At 65.5% G+C, this 19,692-nt stretch carries 22 protein-coding genes; 15 read left to right on the top strand and 7 right to left on the bottom strand.

Features of this window, described 5'->3' with window-relative positions; translation table 11 throughout:
• The first annotated feature begins 9 nt into the window (after positions 1–9).
• The 3 genes from AADH62_RS08785 (at position 10) to AADH62_RS08775 (ending at position 2,139) form a co-directional block, all read left to right on the top strand.
• Positions 10–798, top strand: coding sequence for an ABC transporter ATP-binding protein (locus AADH62_RS08785; protein WP_341579101.1), 789 nt, complete (start codon positions 10–12; stop codon positions 796–798).
• Positions 799–884: 86 nt separating this feature from the next.
• A complete protein-coding gene (locus AADH62_RS08780; RefSeq protein WP_292735706.1) occupies positions 885–1,142 on the top strand; it encodes a type B 50S ribosomal protein L31 in 258 nt (85 codons plus the stop codon).
• 97 nt (positions 1,143–1,239) lie between these two features.
• Entirely contained in the window at positions 1,240–2,139 is a 900-nt protein-coding gene (locus AADH62_RS08775; protein WP_341579100.1) for an alpha/beta hydrolase, read from the top strand.
• Here AADH62_RS08775 and AADH62_RS08770 read toward each other — a convergent pair.
• On the bottom strand, positions 2,099–2,653 hold the full coding sequence (locus AADH62_RS08770; RefSeq protein ID WP_341579099.1) for a CGNR zinc finger domain-containing protein: 555 nt from the start codon (positions 2,651–2,653) through the stop codon (positions 2,099–2,101). The two genes, AADH62_RS08775 and AADH62_RS08770, sit on opposite strands and share 41 nt — an antisense overlap.
• 88 nt (positions 2,654–2,741) lie before the next feature.
• Here AADH62_RS08770 and AADH62_RS08765 point away from each other — a divergent pair, with 88 nt between their 5' ends.
• Positions 2,742–3,734: a DMT family transporter gene (locus AADH62_RS08765; protein WP_341579098.1), complete on the top strand. Its 993-nt coding sequence runs from the start codon at positions 2,742–2,744 to the stop codon at positions 3,732–3,734.
• Here AADH62_RS08765 and AADH62_RS08760 read toward each other — a convergent pair.
• The 3 genes from AADH62_RS08760 to AADH62_RS08750 form a co-directional block, all read right to left on the bottom strand.
• A complete protein-coding gene (locus AADH62_RS08760) occupies positions 3,706–4,179 on the bottom strand; it encodes an Lrp/AsnC family transcriptional regulator (protein WP_341579097.1) in 474 nt (157 codons plus the stop codon). The genes AADH62_RS08765 and AADH62_RS08760 overlap by 29 nt on opposite strands.
• Before the next feature lie 115 nt (positions 4,180–4,294).
• Positions 4,295–4,903, bottom strand: coding sequence for a histidine phosphatase family protein (locus AADH62_RS08755; RefSeq protein ID WP_341579096.1), 609 nt, complete (start codon positions 4,901–4,903; stop codon positions 4,295–4,297).
• Positions 4,900–5,784, bottom strand: coding sequence for a Sir2 family NAD-dependent protein deacetylase (locus tag AADH62_RS08750; protein ID WP_341579095.1), 885 nt, complete (start codon positions 5,782–5,784; stop codon positions 4,900–4,902). The genes AADH62_RS08755 and AADH62_RS08750 overlap by 4 nt, the downstream gene beginning before the upstream one ends.
• A 101-nt stretch (positions 5,785–5,885) precedes the next feature.
• On the opposite strand from AADH62_RS08750, the gene AADH62_RS08745 reads away from it, so the two are divergent.
• A complete protein-coding gene (locus AADH62_RS08745) occupies positions 5,886–6,698 on the top strand; it encodes an RNA methyltransferase (protein ID WP_341579094.1) in 813 nt (270 codons plus the stop codon).
• Here AADH62_RS08745 and AADH62_RS08740 read toward each other — a convergent pair.
• Positions 6,673–7,521, bottom strand: coding sequence for an SGNH/GDSL hydrolase family protein (locus AADH62_RS08740; RefSeq protein ID WP_341579093.1), 849 nt, complete (start codon positions 7,519–7,521; stop codon positions 6,673–6,675). The genes AADH62_RS08745 and AADH62_RS08740 overlap by 26 nt on opposite strands.
• A gap of 71 nt (positions 7,522–7,592) precedes the next feature.
• Between AADH62_RS08740 and AADH62_RS08735 the strand changes: the two genes are divergently transcribed.
• The 6 genes from AADH62_RS08735 to AADH62_RS08710 all read left to right on the top strand — a co-directional run bounded on the left by AADH62_RS08735 (position 7,593) and on the right by AADH62_RS08710 (position 12,820).
• Entirely contained in the window at positions 7,593–9,440 is a 1,848-nt protein-coding gene (locus AADH62_RS08735; protein WP_341579092.1) for a DEAD/DEAH box helicase, read from the top strand.
• A 99-nt stretch (positions 9,441–9,539) separates the two neighbouring features.
• Positions 9,540–10,622 (top strand): VIT1/CCC1 family protein, encoded by a 1,083-nt coding sequence (locus AADH62_RS08730; RefSeq protein ID WP_341579091.1) that lies wholly within the window; start codon positions 9,540–9,542, stop codon positions 10,620–10,622.
• A 142-nt stretch (positions 10,623–10,764) separates the two neighbouring features.
• Positions 10,765–11,082 (top strand): transposase, encoded by a 318-nt coding sequence (locus tag AADH62_RS08725; protein WP_341579090.1) that lies wholly within the window; start codon positions 10,765–10,767, stop codon positions 11,080–11,082.
• A 50-nt stretch (positions 11,083–11,132) separates the two neighbouring features.
• On the top strand, positions 11,133–12,029 hold the full coding sequence (locus AADH62_RS08720; protein ID WP_341579089.1) for an integrase core domain-containing protein: 897 nt from the start codon (positions 11,133–11,135) through the stop codon (positions 12,027–12,029).
• Between the two features lie 24 nt (positions 12,030–12,053).
• Positions 12,054–12,692, top strand: a complete 639-nt coding sequence (locus tag AADH62_RS08715; RefSeq protein WP_341579183.1) for a DsbA family oxidoreductase — start codon at positions 12,054–12,056, stop codon at positions 12,690–12,692.
• Entirely contained in the window at positions 12,689–12,820 is a 132-nt protein-coding gene (locus AADH62_RS08710) for a hypothetical protein (protein WP_341579088.1), read from the top strand. Before AADH62_RS08715 ends, AADH62_RS08710 begins: the two co-directional genes overlap by 4 nt.
• 257 nt (positions 12,821–13,077) lie before the next feature.
• Here AADH62_RS08710 and AADH62_RS14590 read toward each other — a convergent pair whose 3' ends face one another.
• Positions 13,078–13,266: a twin-arginine translocase TatA/TatE family subunit gene (locus AADH62_RS14590; RefSeq protein ID WP_425355659.1), complete on the bottom strand. Its 189-nt coding sequence runs from the start codon at positions 13,264–13,266 to the stop codon at positions 13,078–13,080.
• A gap of 89 nt (positions 13,267–13,355) precedes the next feature.
• A complete protein-coding gene (locus tag AADH62_RS08705) occupies positions 13,356–15,662 on the bottom strand; it encodes an MMPL family transporter (RefSeq protein ID WP_341579087.1) in 2,307 nt (768 codons plus the stop codon).
• Positions 15,663–15,828: 166 nt separating this feature from the next.
• Between AADH62_RS08705 and AADH62_RS08700 the strand changes: the two genes are divergently transcribed.
• From AADH62_RS08700 to AADH62_RS08685, 4 genes are read left to right on the top strand one after another with little or no spacing between them, the layout of a single operon-like run.
• Positions 15,829–16,383 (top strand): TetR/AcrR family transcriptional regulator, encoded by a 555-nt coding sequence (locus AADH62_RS08700; protein ID WP_341579086.1) that lies wholly within the window; start codon positions 15,829–15,831, stop codon positions 16,381–16,383.
• 30 nt (positions 16,384–16,413) lie between these two features.
• Positions 16,414–17,202 carry a patatin-like phospholipase family protein gene (locus AADH62_RS08695; protein WP_341579085.1) on the top strand — a complete coding sequence of 263 codons (789 nt, stop codon included), beginning with the start codon at positions 16,414–16,416 and terminating at the stop codon, positions 17,200–17,202.
• The gene (locus AADH62_RS08690) at positions 17,192–18,388 is read left to right on the top strand and encodes a glycosyltransferase (RefSeq protein WP_341579084.1); all 1,197 of its coding nucleotides are present in this window, start codon (positions 17,192–17,194) and stop codon (positions 18,386–18,388) included. The genes AADH62_RS08695 and AADH62_RS08690 overlap by 11 nt, the downstream gene beginning before the upstream one ends.
• Positions 18,385–19,491, top strand: coding sequence for a thiamine pyrophosphate-dependent dehydrogenase E1 component subunit alpha (locus AADH62_RS08685; protein WP_341579083.1), 1,107 nt, complete (start codon positions 18,385–18,387; stop codon positions 19,489–19,491). Before AADH62_RS08690 ends, AADH62_RS08685 begins: the two co-directional genes overlap by 4 nt.
• Positions 19,492–19,692: the final 201 nt, after the last annotated feature.

The following is a 19,692-nucleotide window of genomic DNA, read 5'->3' as shown; positions in this document are numbered from 1 at the left end:
CTTGACGGCATGGCTCAGGTGCTCGAATTCTCCGACGTCGTCGTCCGCAGAAACGCCCGAGACATCATCGATCACATCGACTGGACCGTGTCCGACGATGAGCGGTGGGTCGTCCTCGGTCCCAACGGGGCGGGAAAGACGACTCTGCTCGAGCTCTGTGCATCGCTCCTCCACCCGACCTCCGGTCGCGTGAACATCCTCGGGGAGCGGATCGGACGGACCGACGTCTTCGAGCTGCGCCCGCGCGTGGGTTTTGCCTCGACATCCATGGCGCGTCGCATCCCGCCCGATGAGACAGTGCTGGATGTCGTGATGACCGCCGCCTATGCGGTCATGGGTCGCTGGCGCGAAGAGTACGACCAAGTCGACGTCCGTCGCGCGATGCGGGTCCTTGCCGAGTGGCAACTCGACGATCTCGCAACGCGCACGTTCGGCACGCTCTCGGACGGCGAGCAGAAGCGTGTGCAGATCGCTCGGTCCGTCATGACGAACCCCGAACTGCTGCTGCTGGATGAGCCCACGGCGAGCCTGGACCTGGGCTCGCGCGAGGAACTTCTCACACTTCTGAGTGGTTACGCCGCCGAGCCGACGACTCCCGCCATGGTCATGGTCACCCACCATGTGGAAGAGATCCCGGTGGGCTTCACTCACGTGCTGTTGCTCCGCGACGGTGCCGTCGTGGCTGCGGGACCGCTGCGCGAGACTCTGACCGAGGATGCGCTCAGCACAGCATTCGGGGTGCCGATCGCTCTGCATCAAGAGGCTGGGCGTTACGCGGCGCGAGCGAGGACCTCGTGATCGGCATCCGCACGCGAACCTGGTAGACTCGTCCTTTGGTGCCAGCGCACCGCAGACTTTCTTTCCCCATCTCGGCAAGGAACCCCATGAAGACTGACATTCACCCCGACTACCAGGCTGTCGTGTTCCGCGACCTCGGTTCCGGCGAGACCTTCCTCACGCGTTCGACGGTCAGCAGCGACAAGACGATCGAACTGGACGGCGTGGAGTACCCCGTCATCGACGTCGAAATCTCCTCGGCATCGCACCCGTTCTACACGGGCAAGCAGCGCATCATGGACTCGGCCGGTCGCGTCGAGAAGTTCAACCAGCGCTTCAAGAACTTCGGTGGTTCGAGCAAGTAAGCCCGAATCGCACACGACGAAGACCTCGCTTTCGAGCGGGGTCTTCGTCGTTCTGGGCCTGCCCGACCCCATGAGGTACGGTCACTAGACTCGTCGGGTGCCCGCCCCGCATCCGTACGCCGCGCTCCTGGACGAGATACCGGTCACGCGTCGCGAAGCGCCGGTACTCGGGGGGACCACCGTGTTCTGGGAGTACGGGCCCGCTGACGCGCCGGTCACGATCGTTGCTGTGCACGGCTTTCGAGGCGAACACCACGGTCTCGAGCCTGTCGTCGCCTACCTCCCGGACGTCCGCGTCATCTCGCCGGACCTCCCCGGTTTCGGCGAGACGGCGCCGGTTCCCGCGCGCCGTCACGACCTCGCCCTCTACGCCGAGTGGCTGACTGACTTCGTCGCCCAGATCGCGCCGGGGGCAGTCATCCTCGGTCACTCCTTCGGCTCGATCGTCGTTTCGGCAGCCGTGGCCGGGGGGTTGGCTACGCCCCGGGTGATCCTCGTCAATCCGATCGGCGCACCAGCGCTGGAGGGCCCGCGCGGCGTCCTCACGAGGCTTGCGGTCTTTTACTACTGGGCCGGGGCGCGGATGCCGAGCCGGGCGGGCACGGCCCTGTTGCGCAACGGCGTTGTGGTGCGGGTCATGAGTGTCTCCATGGCCAAGACGAAAGACCCGGAGCTCCGCCGGTTCATCCATGACCAGCACGACACGTACTTCTCCCGCTTTGCCGACCGGGACGTGCTGCACGACGCGTTCGTGACCTCGGTCTCCCACGATGTGCGGGAGTTCGCGCCGCAGATCTCTCAGCCAACGTTGCTGATCGCCGCCGAGCGCGACGACATCACCCCCATCGAGGCCGAGCGTGTGCTCGCGGGACTGTTTGCTGACGCGAACCTCGTGGAGATCCCTGATGTGGGCCACCTCATCCACTATGAGACGCCACAGGTTGCGGCAGCGGCGGTCAGGAGCTTTCTTGGGCTCGACGAGCTCGGTACGCGATGACGTTCATGCGGTTGCCGCAGTTGCCGGTGTCGCAGTAGCGCTTTGAGCGGTTGCGAGAGAAGTCGACTAGAACGCCCTCGCAATCATCGGCCTCGCAGACGAGTACGCGGTCATATTCGTCCATGCGAATGACCTCCACGAACGCCATGGCGGTCTCGACGAGAATGCGGGTAGCCAGGGGTGCGTCGTCATCGGACGCGTGAACATGCCAGTCATAGTCGCCGTGGATCACGAGCTGGGGGAGGGCTTCGCCGTCGCGAAGCATCGCATTGACCAGCGGGACGGCGCTTTCGCGGTCGACATCCCACAGAGCGCGCAGACGAATGCGGATGCTGCGCACCGCCTCCCGCTCCTGCCTCGTGCGCGAGATCCTGCCGCTGTACGGGTACCGCGCAAGGAAGGCTTCGTATTCGTCCGCTGTCGTCAGGGTGTCTTCGTCGCCGTTGAGCGGCAGGGTGTTGACCAGGTCGACGGCCGCTCGCAGGGCCATCTCGGTGTCATGGATAAAGACCATGTTGACTCCTGACATTCCGAGGGCTACTGTTTCGTTCGTGACCAGTGTGTCACGAGTGTCAACCCCTTTCACTCCTGACAGGCCGCCCATGTCCGCTCCGACCACTCCGGTCCCCGTTCTCGTTGCCCCCGCGAGCCGGCACTCGTCGATGGCTGGGCTGGCGATCGGACTCCTCTCCGCCCTGAGCTTCGCATCCTCGGGGAGCTTCATGAAGCCGCTCATGGAGGCGGGCTGGAGCCTGGGCGCGACCCTGTTGCTGCGTATGGGTGGCGCGGCACTGATTCTTGCGCCCGTGCTGATCGTCACAATCCGTCGTCGTCCGGGCTTTCTTCGCAAGCACGGACTGCTGATCATCGCGTTCGGACTCACGGGGGTGGCCGGGTGTCAGATCTTCTACTTCGCTGCGTTGCAACGGATGCCGGTGGCGATGGCCCTGCTCATCCAGTACCTCGCTCCGGTCCTTCTCGTCGGACTCGCCTGGGTTCGCACCCGCCGCGCACCGTCGCGCCGCATCCTCGCGGGCTCCGTTCTTGCGATCGTGGGCCTCGTGCTCGTCGTCGACATCGCCGGTGCGAGCTTCGACCTGATCGGCACCCTGCTGGCTTTGGCGGCTGCTGCCTGTACCGCCGCGTACTTTCTTATCGCCGAGAAGACCGGCGATGACATCCCGCCCCTCGCGCTGGCCTCGGGCGGCCTCATTACCGGCGCTCTTCTCATGGGTGTGCTGGTCGGCACGGGTTTCTTGGCGTTCACCGCACCGGCCGTCGACGTGGTGCTGGCCGGCGTGAGCGTTCCCTGGTACATCCCGATCGTGTGGGTGATCGTCGTGGCAACCGCTGGAGGCTACGCGTTCGGAGTGCGAGCGGGATCGATGCTCGGCTCCCGCGTCGCATCTTTCGTCGGACTCACCGAGGTGCTGTTCGCCCTGCTGATTGCGTGGCTTGTGATCGCCGAGGTCCCGACCCTCATGCAAGCGGTCGGGGGAGCGATGATCTTGGCGGGCGTGATCCTGGTGCGGTCCGACCCGGGCGAGGCCGCCAAGGAGGAAGCGGCTAGCGTTCCTCTCGTGCCAGCTCCATAAGCGGGCGCACCCGGTAACCGATCACTTCCCCCATCGCGAGCGAGGTCTCGGTGCGCTCCACGCCTTCGATCGCGAGGATGCGGGCGTCGGTGTCGAACAGATGCTGTGTGTCGCGGCACGCGACCCGCACGAGCAGATCCACGGTCCCGCTCAGGCCGTGCACCTGAACGATCTCGGGAATCCGCTCGAGTTCTGCAGTGATGCGCGGCAACTCCGCCTGACGGACCGTGACGTTCAGGAACGCTTCGATGGGAAACCCCAGCGCCGTGGGGGAGAGGGCTCGCTCGTACGAGAGAAAGACGCCGGCCTTGTCGAGCCGCGACATCCGCGCCTGCACGGTGTTTCGGGATAGACCGAGACGATCCGAGAGCGCGACCACTGTCGCGCGCGGATCCTCCGCGAGCGCGGCCAAGAGCTCGAGGTCGACATGGTCAAGAGCGGTCATATCGCGGAAGGCTAGCATGTTGCCGATTCGCGGATTGCTCATGTTGCTCACAATGTCATTACGAAACTGAGCGAGCTGCGTAGTGCATTTCAGTGGGTAGATCGGTATGCCCAGCTCAGAGCGAAACCGTGGTGCCGGCGTAATCGATCAGAGCCAGCCCATCGGGCGAGTAGTGGAAGGTGTAGTCGGATCCGTTGGCAAGCCGCTCCTCCCGCGCGGGTAGCCTGCCGTCGCTCACGTGGTGGATCACGGAACGGATGAGTGCGCCGTGGGTGACCACGAAGATGCGTGTGAGATCGGGCTGTGAGCCCAGCGCATCGGTGACGACGGCATCCAATGCCGCGAACGCCCGTAGCTGCAGCTGCTCGCGCGATTCCGCACCCGGCACCTCTGCCGTGTACCAATTGCCCCACCGCACGGCGAAATCATCGACGGTGATCCCCTCGGCTTCGCCATACGCGCGCTCACGGAGGGTCGGGTACGCCAGAGGCGCCGCCGCGCCCCACTGGTCAGCAATGATCTGCGCTGTCTCACGGGCACGGGAGAGGTCGCTGCTGACGATGCGCGCAGCGGTCGGGTTATCCAGCGCGCCGCGCAGCCGTTCGGCGGCCTGCCGGGCTTGCTCGCGCCCCGTGTCGTTGAGGGGTATGTCGGTACTGCCCTGGATGAGCCGAGCGCGATTCCAGTCGGTCTCGCCGTGGCGGATGAGCGTGAGGTGGATCACCTCTCGAGACTACTTGCCAGCTCCCGGTGCCCGGTCGACGCTGCCAGCCCCTCCAGCAGCGCAGTGAGGGCTTCGGAGGTTCCGCCGTCGATCTTCACCGTTGCGCGAGCATCGGCCCGCGTCTGGCCGCGGTTGATGATCACGATCGGGATGCGGCGCCGTCGTGCCCGTTCGAGCAGGCGGATTCCCGAGTTCACGACGAGCGACGACCCGGCGATCACCAGCGCATCGCTGCCCAGGACGAGCTGCTCGGCTTCGCGAAACTTCTCTGACGGGATGTACTCGCCGAAAAAGACGACGTCGGGCTTCAGGGTTCCCGCACACACCGAGCAATCCGGCACGACGAACCCTTCGGTCGTCTCGGGTGTCACGTCACCGTCGGGTCCGAGGGGCAGCTCGTGAGTGGTGACGAGCCACGGGTTGTCGCTCTCCACCCGCGACGAGAGGTCTCGTCGGTCGAAGACCTGACCGCAGCGGATGCAGAACACGCGGCGCATCGTGCCGTGCAGCTCGACGACGCGACGGCTCCCGGCGCGCACATGAAGACCGTCAACGTTCTGCGTGATGACCCCGGTCGCGATCCCGTGCTCTTCGAGTGCGGCGATTGCGCGGTGCCCGGCGTTCGGTTGCGCCGAGGCAAAGCTCCGCCATCCGAGATGCGAGCCGACCCAATAGCGGCGACGCGCCTCATCGCTTCCGAGGAACTGCTCGACCGTCATCGGGCGTCGCGCCGGCGCGCCTTTGCCCCGGTAGTCAGGGATGCCGGAATCGGTTGACACTCCCGCCCCGGTGAGGATCGTCATGGTGCGTCCGTCAAGAACGCGGAGCGCTCGGGCGAGGGCTTCGGGAACGTCCGCGGCAGCACAGTCGATGAGCGACATGCCTGCCTCCTCTGCCTTGCCTCATTCCAGTCTAGGCATCCAGGTTTTCGGGGATGTTTCGTGCTGCTGGGCCTGCACCGCATGAATGAGAGGATCGAGGGATGCAGCGCATCGACGTCCGAGATGCGACGGACCCGCGGCTCGAGGATTACCGGGATCTCACCGATGTCGCCTTGCGCCGCCGCATCGAGCCTGCCGGAGGCCTGTACATCGCGGAGTCTGCGAAGGTGATCGGCCGCGCGTTGGCCGCGGGCCATCGGCCGCGTTCGGTCCTAGTGCAGGAGAAGTGGATCGATGATCTCGTTCCGTTGCTCGCACAGCACCCGACCGTGCCGGTGTACGTTGTCGAGGCCGACCTCGCTGAGCGCCTCACGGGCTACGCCGTGCACCGTGGCGCCTTGGCGGCCATGCACCGGCCGGAGATGCCGCCGCTTCGGGACGTGCTGCGCGAGGCGAGGCTCGTGGTCGTGCTCGAGGAGATCGTTGATCACACCAACGTGGGTGCGATCTTCCGCGCCTGCGCAGGCCTCGGGGCCGATGCGGTGCTCGTCTCGCCGCGCTGTGCAGACCCGCTCTACCGGCGCAGCGTCAGGGTCAGCATGGGAACCGTCTTCCAAGTGCCGTGGACGCGACTGCCCGATTGGGACCAGACGCGCAGCATCCTGCACGAGGAGGGTTTCCAGATCGCGGCTCTCGCGCTGCGTGAGGACGCTGTTTCGCTCGATGACTTCGAGCCGGCCTCCCGCGTGGCGCTCCTGCTGGGCGCCGAGGGTGACGGACTCACACCGAAAGCTCTCGCCACTGCCGACACCGTCGTGACCATCCCGATGGCGGGAGGCGTCGACTCACTGAACGTTGCCGCCGCGAGCGCCGTTGCGCTCTGGGCGCTCAGGCATCCTCGCTCGGCAGAGTGATCGCGCCCGTCGTCGCTACCGGAAGCGGCTGCGGACGTTTGGCCGTCAGGTTGTCTCCCGACGACTGATGACGCAGGCGTCGCAGGACCCAGGGCACAAGGTGCGTGCGCGCCCAGACGAGATCGCCCGCGCGGGCTTCGCGCCACGTGCGGGAAGGGAAGGGATCCGGCTGCATCGGCACAAGATCGTTCGACACGTTCAGCGCGCGCAAGACCATTCGCGCGACCTCGTGGTGACCCAGCGCGTTCAGATGCAGTCTGTCGTCATCGAAGAAGCGCGGGTCCTGAATCTCTTTCAGCGACCACTGGTCGGCGACGATGCAGTCGTAGCGATCGGCGATGGCGCGAAGGTTCTCGTTGTAGATCGCAATCTTGCCGCGAAACGCGCGGAACACCGGGGTGAAACTCGTGTCGATGCCCGTGAAGATCACGACTGTCGCGCCGGTGCTGCTCAAGCGCACGACGGCATCCTCGAACAGCTGGGAGATCTCGTCAGGATCGGTGCCGGGACGGATGACGTCATTGCCGCCGGCGCAGAACGTGATGAGGTCGGGAGAAAGCTCGAGGGCCGGTTCGACCTGCTCGTCGACGATCTGTGCGATGAGCTTGCCGCGCACGGCAAGATTCGCGTACGCGAAGTCCTCGGACTGTGACCCCAGCACGTCGGCGACGCGATCGGCCCAGCCGAGGTGTGATCCGGGATGAGCGGGGTCGGGGTCGCCGATGCCCTCCGTGAACGAGTCGCCAAGAGCGACGAACCGTCGCCAGGGGTGAGGTTCGCTGTTCGCGATGAACGGAGTGCGGTGTTCGTCGGTGGCGGCCATGCTCTGTCCTCCTGGTCGTCTATCGTAGTCGGGCGGTCCGACGTGCGACCGATGTGTGTGGGAGGGGGAGCGTGCACGAGACAGCACCGGTCCCGGCATCCGACCACCCCCGGGGAAGTTTCGCCGCCGAACATCTGTCGCCGTCCTATCCGCAACGCGCGCCCTGGGGAACTGCCGGTCGTCTGCGTGCGTGGCAGGCAGAGGCACTCGATCGGTATTTCGACATGGACGGGCCCGACGGCCCCGGCGGTGGACCTCGAGACTTCCTGGCTGCGGCGACTCCCGGTGCAGGCAAGACGACGTTCGCTCTGCGGCTGGCCACCGAGTTGCTGCGGCGCGGCATCATCGACCGGGTCGTCGTCGTGGCGCCGACGGAGCACCTGAAGACCCAGTGGGCGGATGCCGCAGCCCGCGTCTCGTTACGGCTGGACCCTCATTTCACGAATCGTCACACCCGCCCCGCCCGCCACTACCACGGGGTCGCGGTCACCTACGCGCAGGTCGCCACGAAGGCGTCAGTGCATCAGGGGGTCACGGAGACGGCGCGCACGCTTGTCATCCTCGACGAGGTGCATCACGGCGGTGATGCCCTCAGCTGGGGAGACGCACTCCGCGAGGCTTTCGGACGCGCGACACGACGCCTGCTGCTGTCGGGTACTCCCTTCCGCAGCGACACCGCGCCCATCCCGTTCGTGGAGTATCACCCCACGGCTGAGGGCATCCGGGTGTCCCGTACCGACTACGACTACGGGTATCGGCGTGCGTTGGAAGACGGGGTCGTGCGTCCCGTGCTCTTTCTTGTCTACGCCGGCCACATGCGGTGGCGAACCCGCACCGGCGACGAAATGGAAGCCCAGCTCGGGCAAGACAACACGAAAGACATCACGGCGCAGGCCTGGCGCACAGCTCTCGATCCCGGCGGCGAGTGGATTCCGGCAGTTCTGCGTTCGGCCGATCGCCGGCTTACCGAAGTGCGAGAGCACGTGCCGGATGCCGGTGGCCTGGTGATCGCCACCGATCAGACCGCCGCTCGGGCCTACGCGCAGATCCTGCAGACGGTCACGGGGGAGGAGCCCACCGTCGTGCTCTCGGACGAGCCGGAGGCATCCGCGCGTATCGAGTCATTCGCCGCCGACACGAGCCGTTGGATGGTCGCGGTTCGCATGGTGTCCGAGGGCGTCGATGTGCCGCGACTGTCAGTCGGTGTTTACGCGACCTCTGCGTCGACACCGCTGTTTTTCGCACAAGCCATCGGTCGTTTTGTTCGGGCCCGACGCCGTGGCGAGACCGCCAGTATCTTTCTTCCGCACGTGCCACCGCTTCTGGCTTTGGCCGGTGAGCTCGAACGTCAGCGTGATCACGCCCTCGATCGGCCCTCCGACGAGGACGGCGAATGGTCGGCTGAAGAGGACCTGATGGCGGCTGCCGAGCGCGAGGATGCAGCATCAGACGCGCTGACCGACGAGTTCGAGTACGCCGCGCTCGGCGCCATCGCTCATTTTGACCGTGTGCTTTTTGACGGCAAGGAGTTCGGACAGCTTGCCACGCCCGGTACACCGGAAGAGGAGGAGTTCCTCGGCCTTCCCGGCTTGCTGGAACCGGAACATGTTCACGAGCTGCTGATGCAACGGCAGGCGCGGCAAAGCCGCCACCGTCAAGTGCGGGAGGCGCGGGAGCGCGAGGAGGGGCCGGACGCCGAAGCGCATCCGTCGCCGCCTCCCGCCCTGCACCGCACGCTCAAAGAGCAGCGCCAACTCCTCAACAGCCTCGTCGGGCTATACGCCCGCCAAACGGGAGAGCAGCACGGCCACGTCCATGCCGAGCTTCGCCGCATCTGTGGCGGTCCCGCGGTCTCTCACGCGACTGTTGCTCAGTTGCAGGCGCGTATCGATGTCCTGCGTGCTCGAGTGAGGTCGTAGCCGCACGGATTCGGTGCTCCAAAATGCTGCGAATCCGCGGATTCGGCGTCGAGGCCGCGGCCGCGTCTCCTAGCCTGGGGAGGACCCAGAAGGAGCCCGATGAGTGCCGAAACGACGGCAAACGAGCGGCGGAGGTGGGCTCAGTACCTGGTGGATGAGCGCGCCGAGGCGCGCGTGTACCGTGAGCTGGCTGCTCGCCGCACCGGCGAAGAGCGAGCGATCCTGGAAGCCCTCGCCGACGCGGAGCGGCGGCACGAGTCGCACTGGCTCGAACTGCTCGGCGGTGAGCCGACCACGCTCCCACGGCCCCGCTTGTCAACGCGAATGCTGGCATGGATGGCGCGCCACTTCGGATCGATCTTCGTTCTTGCCCTCGCCCAGAACGCCGAGGCCCGTTCTCCTTACGACAGCGATCCGCATGCGACCTCGCAGATGGCTGCCGACGAGAAGATCCACCACGAGGTCGTTCGCGGACTTGCGGCTCGCGGACGACGGCGATTGTCAGGCACGTTCCGTGCTGCGGTCTTCGGCGCGAACGACGGGCTGGTGTCGAACCTCGCTCTGGTCATGGGAATCGGCGCGACCGGAGTGGCCCCGCAGTTCGTGCTGTTCAGCGGTATCGCGGGTCTTCTCGCGGGTGCCCTGTCGATGGGCGCCGGTGAGTTCGTCTCGGTGAGATCCCAGCGTGAACTGCTGGCGGCGACACAGCCGAACGATTACGCCGACGATGTCTTGTCGTTCCTCGATCTGGATGCGAACGAGTTGGCACTGGTGTTCCGCACGCGCGGGATGCCGGAGGACGAGGCGCTTGCCGCCGCGCGCGCCATCATCGGTGATGCGCAGGCGGCGGGCCCTGGTGCGCTTGCTCGCGGTGGCGTCGGCGGCGAGGATGAGGACGACGTCGTCGGAAGCGCGTGGGGCGCGGCGCTATCGAGCTTCCTGTTCTTCGCGTCGGGCGCGATCATTCCGGTGCTGCCGTGGATCTTCGGGCTGTCGGGCTTCGCGGCAGTGGTGGCAGCGCTGGCGCTGGTCGGCGTGGCGCTCCTGGCAACAGGCGCGACGGTCGGGCTGCTGTCCGGTGGCCCGCCGTTGAAGCGCGCGCTGCGGCAGCTTGCGATCGGATTCGGAGCGGCAGCGGTCACCTACGTCCTCGGACTGCTCTTCGGTGTGACCGTCGGTTGACGTGGCATCCGCACGTGTAGCGGTGGGCGTCGACGGGAATAGTGCTGACAAGTTCACGGTTCGGTGTGACATGAGCGAGTCTTTGTCGCGCGTCAGACTATGTGGCAGGGCTGTTAGTTGAGTCCTGAACGGAGAGTCCGACATGGGAAGACCACCTGTGATTCCGGTGGAGAAGAAGACGAGGATCGTGCTGAGCATCCTCGCTGGCGAGGTCACGATCGCTGAGGCCGCGAGGCGTGAGAAGGTCAGTGAGCAGTCGATCGGCAGGTGGAAGGCGGACTTCCTCGAGGCGGGGAAGACGGGCCTCGCGGCCGGGAAGTCGGGTCTCTCGACCCGGGAGCAGCAGCTCGAGGCCGAGGTCGCGGAGTTAACGCAGGCCCTCGGTGAGGCGGCGGTGGAGATCCGGGTGTGGAAGAAGAGCGCTGAGGGCCGCTTGGGCCCTTCGAGGACCTCGAGGTGATCCGTCTGGAGGCGGGCATGCCGACGTCGAGGTTCTGCAAGCTGACTGGCGTGCCCGAACGGTCGTATCGGCGCTGGCAGGCCAAGGCGAGAGCGGCTCGACCACCGAAGGGGCCGTGGCCGCAGCCCGCGCGTGACGGGGCGCGTGGGCTGGCCACCAAGCATGCGCTGGCCCACCCCGCGTGGGGTCACCGCAAGATCTGGGCGATGACCCGCCACGACGGTCACAAGGTGTCGCAGGCGACCGTGCTGCGGCTGCTGCGCGATGACGGGCTGATCCTCCCGTCCGAGTACCAGAAGCAGCGCCGTCAGCTCGCCGCGGACCGCAAGGCCGCGTTCGCGAAGAACCCGACCGGGCCGAACCAGGTCTGGCAGCTGGACTTCAGCGAGTTCGAGACCACCCGGGGTGGAACCTGGCGGATCGCGGGGTGCCGGGACTGGTATTCCAAGCTCGAGCACCCGTTCCATACCTCGCCGACCGGGAACCAGCATGACGCGATCGCCGCGATCGAGCTGGCCCTGACCGACTACGAGACCATGTTCGGGCGCCCGCTCGTCGACACCTGCCCCGTCGATCCCGAGACCGGGGAGGTGCTGCCAGTCCTCACGATCGTGACAGACAACGGTGGCCCGTTCCGGTCGATGAACTTCGAGCTGTTCATCATGCGCCACCCCGAGCTGCGGCACGTCCGCACCCGGGTGAAAACGCCCGGGCAGAACGGGTCACGCGAACGCGGGTTCGGGACGCTGAAATACGAGCGGCTGTTCCTCGACGACATCCCCGACGCCATGACCCTCGTCGAACGCGCCGAGGACTACCGCATCGAGTACAACACCGTGCGCCCGCACGAGGCCATCGCCTGGAACCGGCCGATCGAGGTCCACCTCGGCCTGGCCGACCCCACCATCCCCAACTTCGAAAACGAAGAAACCCTGCCAACAACTTGACGCGGGACATCTTCTGCTGCCCCGATCAAGGTCGACGTCTGGTCGGATGTGCAATGCCCCTGGTGCTACATCGGAAAGCGACGCTTCGAGAAGGGTGTGCTGGCCTCCGGAGTCCCCGTGGATATCGAGTACCACTCCTTCGAGTTGGCCCCCGACACTCCCGTTGACTACGACGGTTCACCGGTTCAGTACCTCTCCGAGCGCAAGGGCGTCTCGCCTGAGCAGGCGGCGGAGATGGTGGAGCGCGTGACAACGCTCGCCGCGGGCGAGGGTCTCGCCTACGACTACGACCACATCCATCAGACGAACACCATCAAGGCTCATGAGCTGCTGCATTACGCGAAGGAGCACGGTGTGCAGGCAGAGATGAAGGAAGCTCTGCTGAAGGCATACTTCGTCGACGGCGGGCATGTCGGCCGGATAGAGTATCTTGCTGATCTCGCCGCCACCGTCGGGCTCGACCATGATGACGTCGTCCGCGCGCTCGAGTCGGGCCAGTACACGGCAGCGGTGAAGGCGGATGTCGCGCAAGCTGCCGCGTATGGCATCCAGGGTGTGCCTTTCTACGTCTTCGACGGCAAATACGGCGTTTCGGGGGCACAGGAGAGCGCGACCTTCGCCCAGGTCCTTACGCAGGTCGCATCGGAACGGACTCCCGCATGACCGGCACGCCCGGGGCTCCCGCGGCCGCGGCCCAGCCGTTCACGATGCTCGGCGGCGACGGTGTCGTCTGCGAAGGTGACTCGTGCATCATCCCCGGTGCCGTCGCAGACGACGTGGTGACCAGCTAACACTGTGCGCGAGGGGGGTCTTGTCCCCACCGCCACTCCACGGGCGCTCGCGGCAACCCCTCCCGGACAAACGAAAAAGGGCCCCTTTCGGGACCCATTTTCGTTTGTGCGCGAGGGGGGACTTGAACTGACCTCGACACCCTCGCGCCGCGAAACCGTGTAGGGCGTTCTGCCGCATAAAATCAACGATCTAAGGCATGTGACCTGTGGATAACTCCACCGCGATACCCCGACCTACAGGTTGCTTAGCACTTTCGTTAGCACTTCTGCCGCTGCCTGCCCACAGTCTCGGACGAGTCGGAGTCTTGCGTTCGTGTCTCGTTACGGAGTATTCGTAGCGAGGCGCCGACGCCGCGTGCGATTTCTGGGAGTTTGGGGCCAGCGAACACGACGAGGATGAGTGCGGCGAGGATGAGCAGTTCCGGTGTCTCCAGTCCGCGAAGCATTGGCTCTCCTTCGTTTCAGGTCCGCTGACTTTGGGGATGTACATGTCGGGTGGGGCAGGTGATTGCTCGCCTGCCCCACCCCGGTGTGGTTATGCGCGTTCGAGCTGCTTGGTGAGTTTGTCGCCTTCGATGTCGAGGTCGGGAAGAGTACGGTCGAGCCAGCGGGGGAGCCACCAGGCCTTGTCGCCGAAGATCGCCATGACCGAGGGTACGAGGGTCATGCGGACGAGGAACGCGTCGACGAGGATGCCGAACGCGAGCGCGAATCCGACTTGGGCGATCATGGGTTCGGGATTGAAGATGAACCCGGCGAACACGCTGGTCATGATGATCGCGGCGGCGACCACGACGCGGCTGGCGACCGCGAACCCGCGGGTGACGGATTCGGTGCCGTGGTAGCCATGGACATGAGCTTCCTTCATGGAGGACACGAGGAACACCTCGTAGTCCATCGCGAGCCCGTAAAGCACGCCGGTGATGATAATCGGCAGCAGGCTCAGCACGGGCGCAGTGGCGTCCATCCCGAACACCGGCTGCAGCCAGCCCCACTGGAACACCGCGGTCGTGGCTCCGAAGGTCGCCGCGACCGAAAGGAGGAACCCGAGGGTGGCTTTGATGGGCACGATGATGGAACGGAACACGAGCAGCAGCACGATCAGCGAGAGCCCGACAACGACCCCGATGTAGAGGGGCAGGACATCGGCGAGGCGTTCAGAGACGTCGATCGCGAGGGCTGCGAACCCGGTGATACCGAGATCCACGCCGTAATCGTCCGCGAACTCGGGGGCCAGGTCACGGATGTGGGTGACGAGGTCGGCCGTCTCCTGCGAGGTCGGTGCAGTCTCGGGGACGAGAGAGAACACGGCGGTCGTGCCGTCCTCGTCGAGCCCGCCGAGGGAGACCGCTTCGACGCCGTCGATATCGCTCAGGTCGGTGTACAGAGCGGCGAGTTCCGTCGCGGGGATCGTCTCATCGTCCGGGGAGGTGGCAACGACGACGAGAGGGCCGTTGTATCCCTCACCGAAGGCGTCACTGGTGACCTCGAAGCTGTCACGCTGCGGGGTATCCGGGTTGTAGCTCGCCCCGGACGGGAGGCCGAGGTTCATGTCCAGGACGGGCGCGGCGATCACTCCCGCGATGACGAGTGAGCCGACCGCTGCGACCCACCTGTTCTTCACCAGCAACTTTGACCAGGTGTTCGCGACGCGGTGCGAGGAACCGGCGTCGTGCGCGGTGCCCGCGTTCAACCGTGCCTTGTTCGAGCAGATGCGTTCCCCGATGAACCCGAGGAGAGCGGGAAGAAGGGTGAGGGCGGAGAGCACTGCGATGAGCACCGTGGCCGCAGCGGTGAGTGCCATCGTCGTGAGCAACTGGATCTGTACGACCATGAGCGCGAGGAGCGCGATGATGACCGTGGTGCCGGCGAAGAACACGGCACTGCCGGCGGTGCCGATCGCGCGGGCGGTGGCTTCGGGGGCGGTGAGGCGCTGATCGAGGATGAAACGGCGTTGCCGGTTCACGATGAACAGGGCGTAGTCGATCCCGACCGCTAGCCCCAGCATCAATCCGAGCACGGCGGTCAGGGAGTGCATCGGGATGAGGCTGGAGATGGCGAACGCCCCGCCGACACCGACCGCGACACCCGACAGCGCGGACACGAGCGGCAAGCCCGCCGCGACAAGGGAGCCCAGTGTGACGATCAGGACGAGCGCGGCGATGAGCACGCCGACGATCTCGCCGACACCGATCAGTTCAGGGATCTGGATCATCGTCGAGGAGGGCAGCACCTCCACGTTCTCACCCTCGAACGCGGACTCGGCGGCCTCGATCGTGTCGTCGACGGTGCCCTCGGGAAGCTCGAACGTCTGCGCGTCGAACACGAACTGGAACAATGCCGTCTCACCATCGGCAGAAATCACGACTCCGGGGATGGGCATCTGCTCGACGACGAGCGGTGTCGGCGTATCCGATGCGGGTGCGCCTTCGGCCGCTTGCGCCTGCGCGATCGCGCCGGAAGCCTGCAGCAGCAGGCTCTCGGGACCCTTCGCTAGCTCATCAGCCATCACCTCACGGGCATCGATGACGTGCTCCTCGGCGTAGACCTCCTCGACGGCGTCCAACAGTGCGGCGAGGTTGTCGCCCTCGTCGATGCGCTCCCCGTCAGTGGAGTGCAGAGCGAGGATGCCCTGCCCGCCGGACGCATCCGGGAGCCGGTCGGCGAGATCGTCGATCACTTCCTGCGCGGCCGTCCCGTCAATGCGGATCTCGTTGCTGAGCTTCGGGGGGTTCATCACGATCAGGCCCACGATCGCGGCGATCAGCACCACCCAGATCGCGGTGACCCACCATTTTCCTCGGTACGCGAGCGCACCCCATCGATACAGCAGTGACGACATCCGAGATCCTCTTCTCTTTCCGGGCATGCGTGACCCGTGAGGACCGCGCACGCCGCCTCAACGCGAACAAGTGAAAGTGAACTATCAATGTGATAGTCTGGTATCAGTTGGTGGGGTTGTCAAACCGACACGAGAGGAGCAGGCGATGAATGCGGGTGCGATACGAGTGGATGCGGCGGCGAGCATGGCGAAGATTCTCGGCGCCGCGCGCCGGGTGTTCTCCCTCGGCGACGGGTCTGGAACCTTGAATCGGATCGCGAAAGAGGCCGGGGTGGGGATCGCGACCTTGTATCGGCATTTCCCGAACCGGGAGGCGCTGGCTCTCGCGGTCTACGACGAGGTGTTCGCGGCCGAGGTGCAGCCGATCTTCGATGAGTTCGAGAAGACGGACGCGCCCCGCGATGTGCTACTCGAACTCGGAGAACGTCTTCTGGCTGTGCTGGACCGCGAACGGGGCCTGGTGCGCTCGCTCGCAAACCTGGCCGAAGCGACCCGGGAGTTGATGGGCCGCAACGCGGCCGCGATCGAGCAGGCCGTGCGGCGCGCCCAGGCGGCCGGGACGCTGCGGGCAGATATCACCCCGGAGGATATCCCGAACCTGATGACGATGATCGCGGCCGGGTTCGGGTCCATCCCTGTGGGTCCGCACCGCCGCCGCTACCTCAGCCTGCTGCTGGACAGCCTGAACCCCGCCCAAGCCCACCCGCTACCCACTCTCTAACTCCCGCAAGCCTTGGAAAAGGATGATGTGATGCGATCCGTAGGGAACGAGTCCGACTCGCTGGAGTCCGGCACAGTGAGGCCGGTCGTGGGACTTGCGCTCGGTGGTGGCGGTGCACTTGGGGCCGCGCACGTCGGTGTACTGCGCGCGGTGCGCGAACGCGGCATCCACCCGAAAGTCGTCGCGGGGACCAGTGCCGGTGCTCTCGTCGGCGCCGCATATGCCGCGGGTCTTCCGCTGGCGAAGATCGAGCAGACCGTCCGGGAGGCGGACTGGTCCGTGTTCGGACGGTTCCGCCCCAGCCCACGCCTCGGCCTCCTCGACAGCGCCGCCCTGTTGGACACCATCGACCGCCTCGGCGGGGAACCGTTGATCGAGGACACGCCGCGCCGGTTCGCCGCGGTCGCCACCGACCTCCGCACCCGGGAAGGAGTGATCCTCGACCGGGGCCGTCTCGGACCCGCGCTTCGGGCGAGCATCGCCGTGCCCGGAGTGTTCTCACCCATCGTGATCGAGAACAGACTGCTAATCGACGGCGGTCTCGCCGCAAACCTGCCTATCGAAGCCGCACAGCATCTCGGCGCGACCTTCACGATCGCAGTCCGGTTGCGACCGGAGTGGGAGTACGTACCTGTCGTACGCTCCGCGGACGCGATCGCAGAATTGGAAACTCGACCCAACGTGCTCGTGATCCGCCCAGACCTTGCCGGTCTCTCGCAGTGGTCGAGAAACGATGTGCCGCGCATCATCGACGCCGGATATCGTGCCGCTCACGACGCGCTCCAGGATTGGAAGTCCACGCAACGCCATGCCGCATAACACCGGTCCCTTCACCGACAGCCCAGCGACCATCCTGATCGGTGCCGACACGTTCTTCCCCGATGTCAACGGGGCCTCTCGGTTCACTCAAGACCACGCGGTACGCCTCGCCCGCCGAGGCCACGATGTTCACGTCGTCGCCCCCGCCACGAACACGCGGTCCCTCTCCCGGACGGAAGTGTTCGACGGGCAACAGATCACCGTGCACCGGCTCCGGAGTGTGAAGTGGCCGCTCCACGACTGGCTGCGCGTCACTCCGCCCTGGGAAGTACGCGCCCAGGCCCGTCGCATTCTCCTGAATCTCGCACCCGCGGTGGTGCACTTGCAGTCCTTCATCGACATCGGCCGGGGCCTCGCTTACGAAGCACACAAGCTCGGGGTGCCCATCGTCGCGACCAACCACGTCATGCCCGACAACATCGTCGAATTCAGTGGCCTCCCCGAACGCTTCCACCCCCGACTGACCAAGTATGGATGGAACCTCGCTACGAAGGTCTACTCCAAAGCAGACATCGTCACCAGCCCCACGGCGACGGCCGCGAGATACCTCGAAGCACAGACATCACTCCTCGACGTGATCCCCGTCTCCTGCGGTATCGACGTCGACCGCTTCACCCCGAAGCAGACACGACCCGTCGAGAACCGGGTGCTGTTCGTCGGACGCCTTGACCCGGAAAAGAACCTCGCTACCCTCCTGACAGCCTTCAGCCTCATCCCGACAGAACTCCACGCACGCCTGGACATCGTTGGCAGCGGCTCAGAACGCTCCCGCCTCCAAGAACACGCACAAGCCCTCGGCATCACAGACAAAGTCACCTTCCACGGTTACGTCGGTGATGATCAACTCACCGACATACACCGCCGGGCAACCGTGTTTGTCATGCCGTCCACCGCCGAACTGCAATCCATCGCGACCCTCGAAGCTATGGCCTCGGGAACCCCCGTCATCCTCGCTGACGCAATGGCCCTCCCACATCTCGTCACCTCCGGGCGCGAGGGATACCTCGTACACCCACGAAACGCTCGCGAGTTCGCCGACCGCATCGAACGCCTCCTGCGCCTCGAACCCGAAATGTACATGCGGATGAGCGAGGCCGCCCTCGCGACCGCCCGCACCCACGACGCTCTCACCGTTACCGCGCAGTATGAACAGCTCTACCGCCAAACCTGGACCCCTGCGGCATGAACGAGCACGAGCCCGCACCGATCCAGTTCCTCACCCCACAAGGGCGATACCAACCAAACGCGGTCGCGAAACCGTATGCGACAGACGCCGAGGCGCTCAGCACCGACGATCTCCTACTGTTCTACCGGGAGATGACGCTCACCCGTCGGCTCGACGACGCATCCACTGCGCTCCAACGACAAGGTGAGCTCGCACTGTGGATCCCCTCCTACGGTCAAGAAGCCGCGCAAACCGGATCCGCACACGCACTGAGCCCCCTCGATACGGTCTTCCCTTCCTACCGGGAACATGGCGTCGCACTCGCGCGCGGCATCGACTTCGTCGACATCCTCGCCGTGCTCCGCGGCAACACCTTCCGCGGCTGGGACCCCGAACAAACCCGGTTCCGGCTCTACACCATCGTGCTCGCCGCCCAAGCTCTCCACGCCACCGGGTACGCGATGGGCATCAGTCTCGACCAGCGAGCCGGACGGAAGCCCGAAGGCGAAGAAGCCGTGATCGTTTACATCGGTGACGGTGCCATGTCCGAAGGAGACGCCAGCGAAGCACTCATCTTCGCCCGCACCTACAACGCACCCGTACTGTTCTTCGTTCAGAACAACCAGTACGCGATCTCCACCCCCTCGGCCACGCAAACCGCCGTGTCCTACGCCAACCGTGCAGAAGGATTCGGGATACCCGGATACCGCATCGACGGCAACGACGTGATCGCCAGCTATACCATCACCAAACACGTCATGGACCAAGTGCGCAACGGTACCGGCCCGGCCCTCATCGAAGCAGTCACCTACCGCCTCGGCCCACACACCTCCTCCGACGACCCCACCAAATACCGCAGCGCAGAAGAACACGAGCACTGGCAGAAACGCGACCCCATCCCGCGCCTACGCACCCACCTGCAAGACCAAGGGACCACTGACGAAGTCCTCGACCGGATCGACGCAGACAACAACACTCGCGCCATCGATGTCCGTCAACGACTCCTCAGCCTGCCGAACCCTCACCCCACGGACATGTTCGACCATGTCTACAGCGACCCCCACCCCACCACCACAGAACAACGAGACTGGCTTACACGCTACGAAGCATCATTCGAATCGTGATGGTGGCGAACGCCCCAACTGCCTGGCACGGAACATGACTTATAGCACCGAACTCGCGTCCGAAGAACATCCGCGACGTCATTCACAACACCTGCACCACAGACCCGCCTAGCGAGTATCGGCGCACCGTCCGCATGCACGGAGGGTGCGCGTCCGCAACGTCGTCTACGGCATCGGTAAAGACCATGGCGGCGAGGTGCT

This window comes from Microbacterium schleiferi (assembly GCF_038150145.1).
Taxonomy (GTDB): Bacteria; Actinomycetota; Actinomycetes; order Actinomycetales; family Microbacteriaceae; genus Microbacterium; species Microbacterium schleiferi_B.
This window is presented reverse-complemented; position numbering and strand designations above follow the sequence as displayed.

Excerpts from the sequence above, each read along its gene's own strand:
- AADH62_RS08785 (WP_341579101.1), top strand. The coding sequence starts at position 10 with ATGGCTCAGGTGCTCGAATTCTCCGACGTCGTCGTCCGCAGAAACGCC.
- AADH62_RS08780 (WP_292735706.1), top strand. The coding sequence starts at position 885 with ATGAAGACTGACATTCACCCCGACTACCAGGCTGTCGTGTTCCGCGAC.
- AADH62_RS08770 (WP_341579099.1), bottom strand. The coding sequence starts at position 2,653 with ATGGTCTTTATCCATGACACCGAGATGGCCCTGCGAGCGGCCGTCGAC.
- AADH62_RS08765 (WP_341579098.1), top strand. The coding sequence starts at position 2,742 with ATGTCCGCTCCGACCACTCCGGTCCCCGTTCTCGTTGCCCCCGCGAGC.
- AADH62_RS08760 (WP_341579097.1), bottom strand. The coding sequence starts at position 4,179 with ATGACCGCTCTTGACCATGTCGACCTCGAGCTCTTGGCCGCGCTCGCG.
- AADH62_RS08750 (WP_341579095.1), bottom strand. The coding sequence starts at position 5,784 with ATGTCGCTCATCGACTGTGCTGCCGCGGACGTTCCCGAAGCCCTCGCC.
- AADH62_RS08745 (WP_341579094.1), top strand. The coding sequence starts at position 5,886 with ATGCAGCGCATCGACGTCCGAGATGCGACGGACCCGCGGCTCGAGGAT.
- AADH62_RS08740 (WP_341579093.1), bottom strand. The coding sequence starts at position 7,521 with ATGGCCGCCACCGACGAACACCGCACTCCGTTCATCGCGAACAGCGAA.
- AADH62_RS08730 (WP_341579091.1), top strand. The coding sequence starts at position 9,540 with ATGAGTGCCGAAACGACGGCAAACGAGCGGCGGAGGTGGGCTCAGTAC.
- AADH62_RS08725 (WP_341579090.1), top strand. The coding sequence starts at position 10,765 with ATGGGAAGACCACCTGTGATTCCGGTGGAGAAGAAGACGAGGATCGTG.
- AADH62_RS08710 (WP_341579088.1), top strand. The coding sequence starts at position 12,689 with ATGACCGGCACGCCCGGGGCTCCCGCGGCCGCGGCCCAGCCGTTCACG.
- AADH62_RS14590 (WP_425355659.1), bottom strand. The coding sequence starts at position 13,266 with ATGCTTCGCGGACTGGAGACACCGGAACTGCTCATCCTCGCCGCACTC.
- AADH62_RS08705 (WP_341579087.1), bottom strand. The coding sequence starts at position 15,662 with ATGTCGTCACTGCTGTATCGATGGGGTGCGCTCGCGTACCGAGGAAAA.
- AADH62_RS08695 (WP_341579085.1), top strand. The coding sequence starts at position 16,414 with ATGCGATCCGTAGGGAACGAGTCCGACTCGCTGGAGTCCGGCACAGTG.
- AADH62_RS08690 (WP_341579084.1), top strand. The coding sequence starts at position 17,192 with ATGCCGCATAACACCGGTCCCTTCACCGACAGCCCAGCGACCATCCTG.
- AADH62_RS08685 (WP_341579083.1), top strand. The coding sequence starts at position 18,385 with ATGAACGAGCACGAGCCCGCACCGATCCAGTTCCTCACCCCACAAGGG.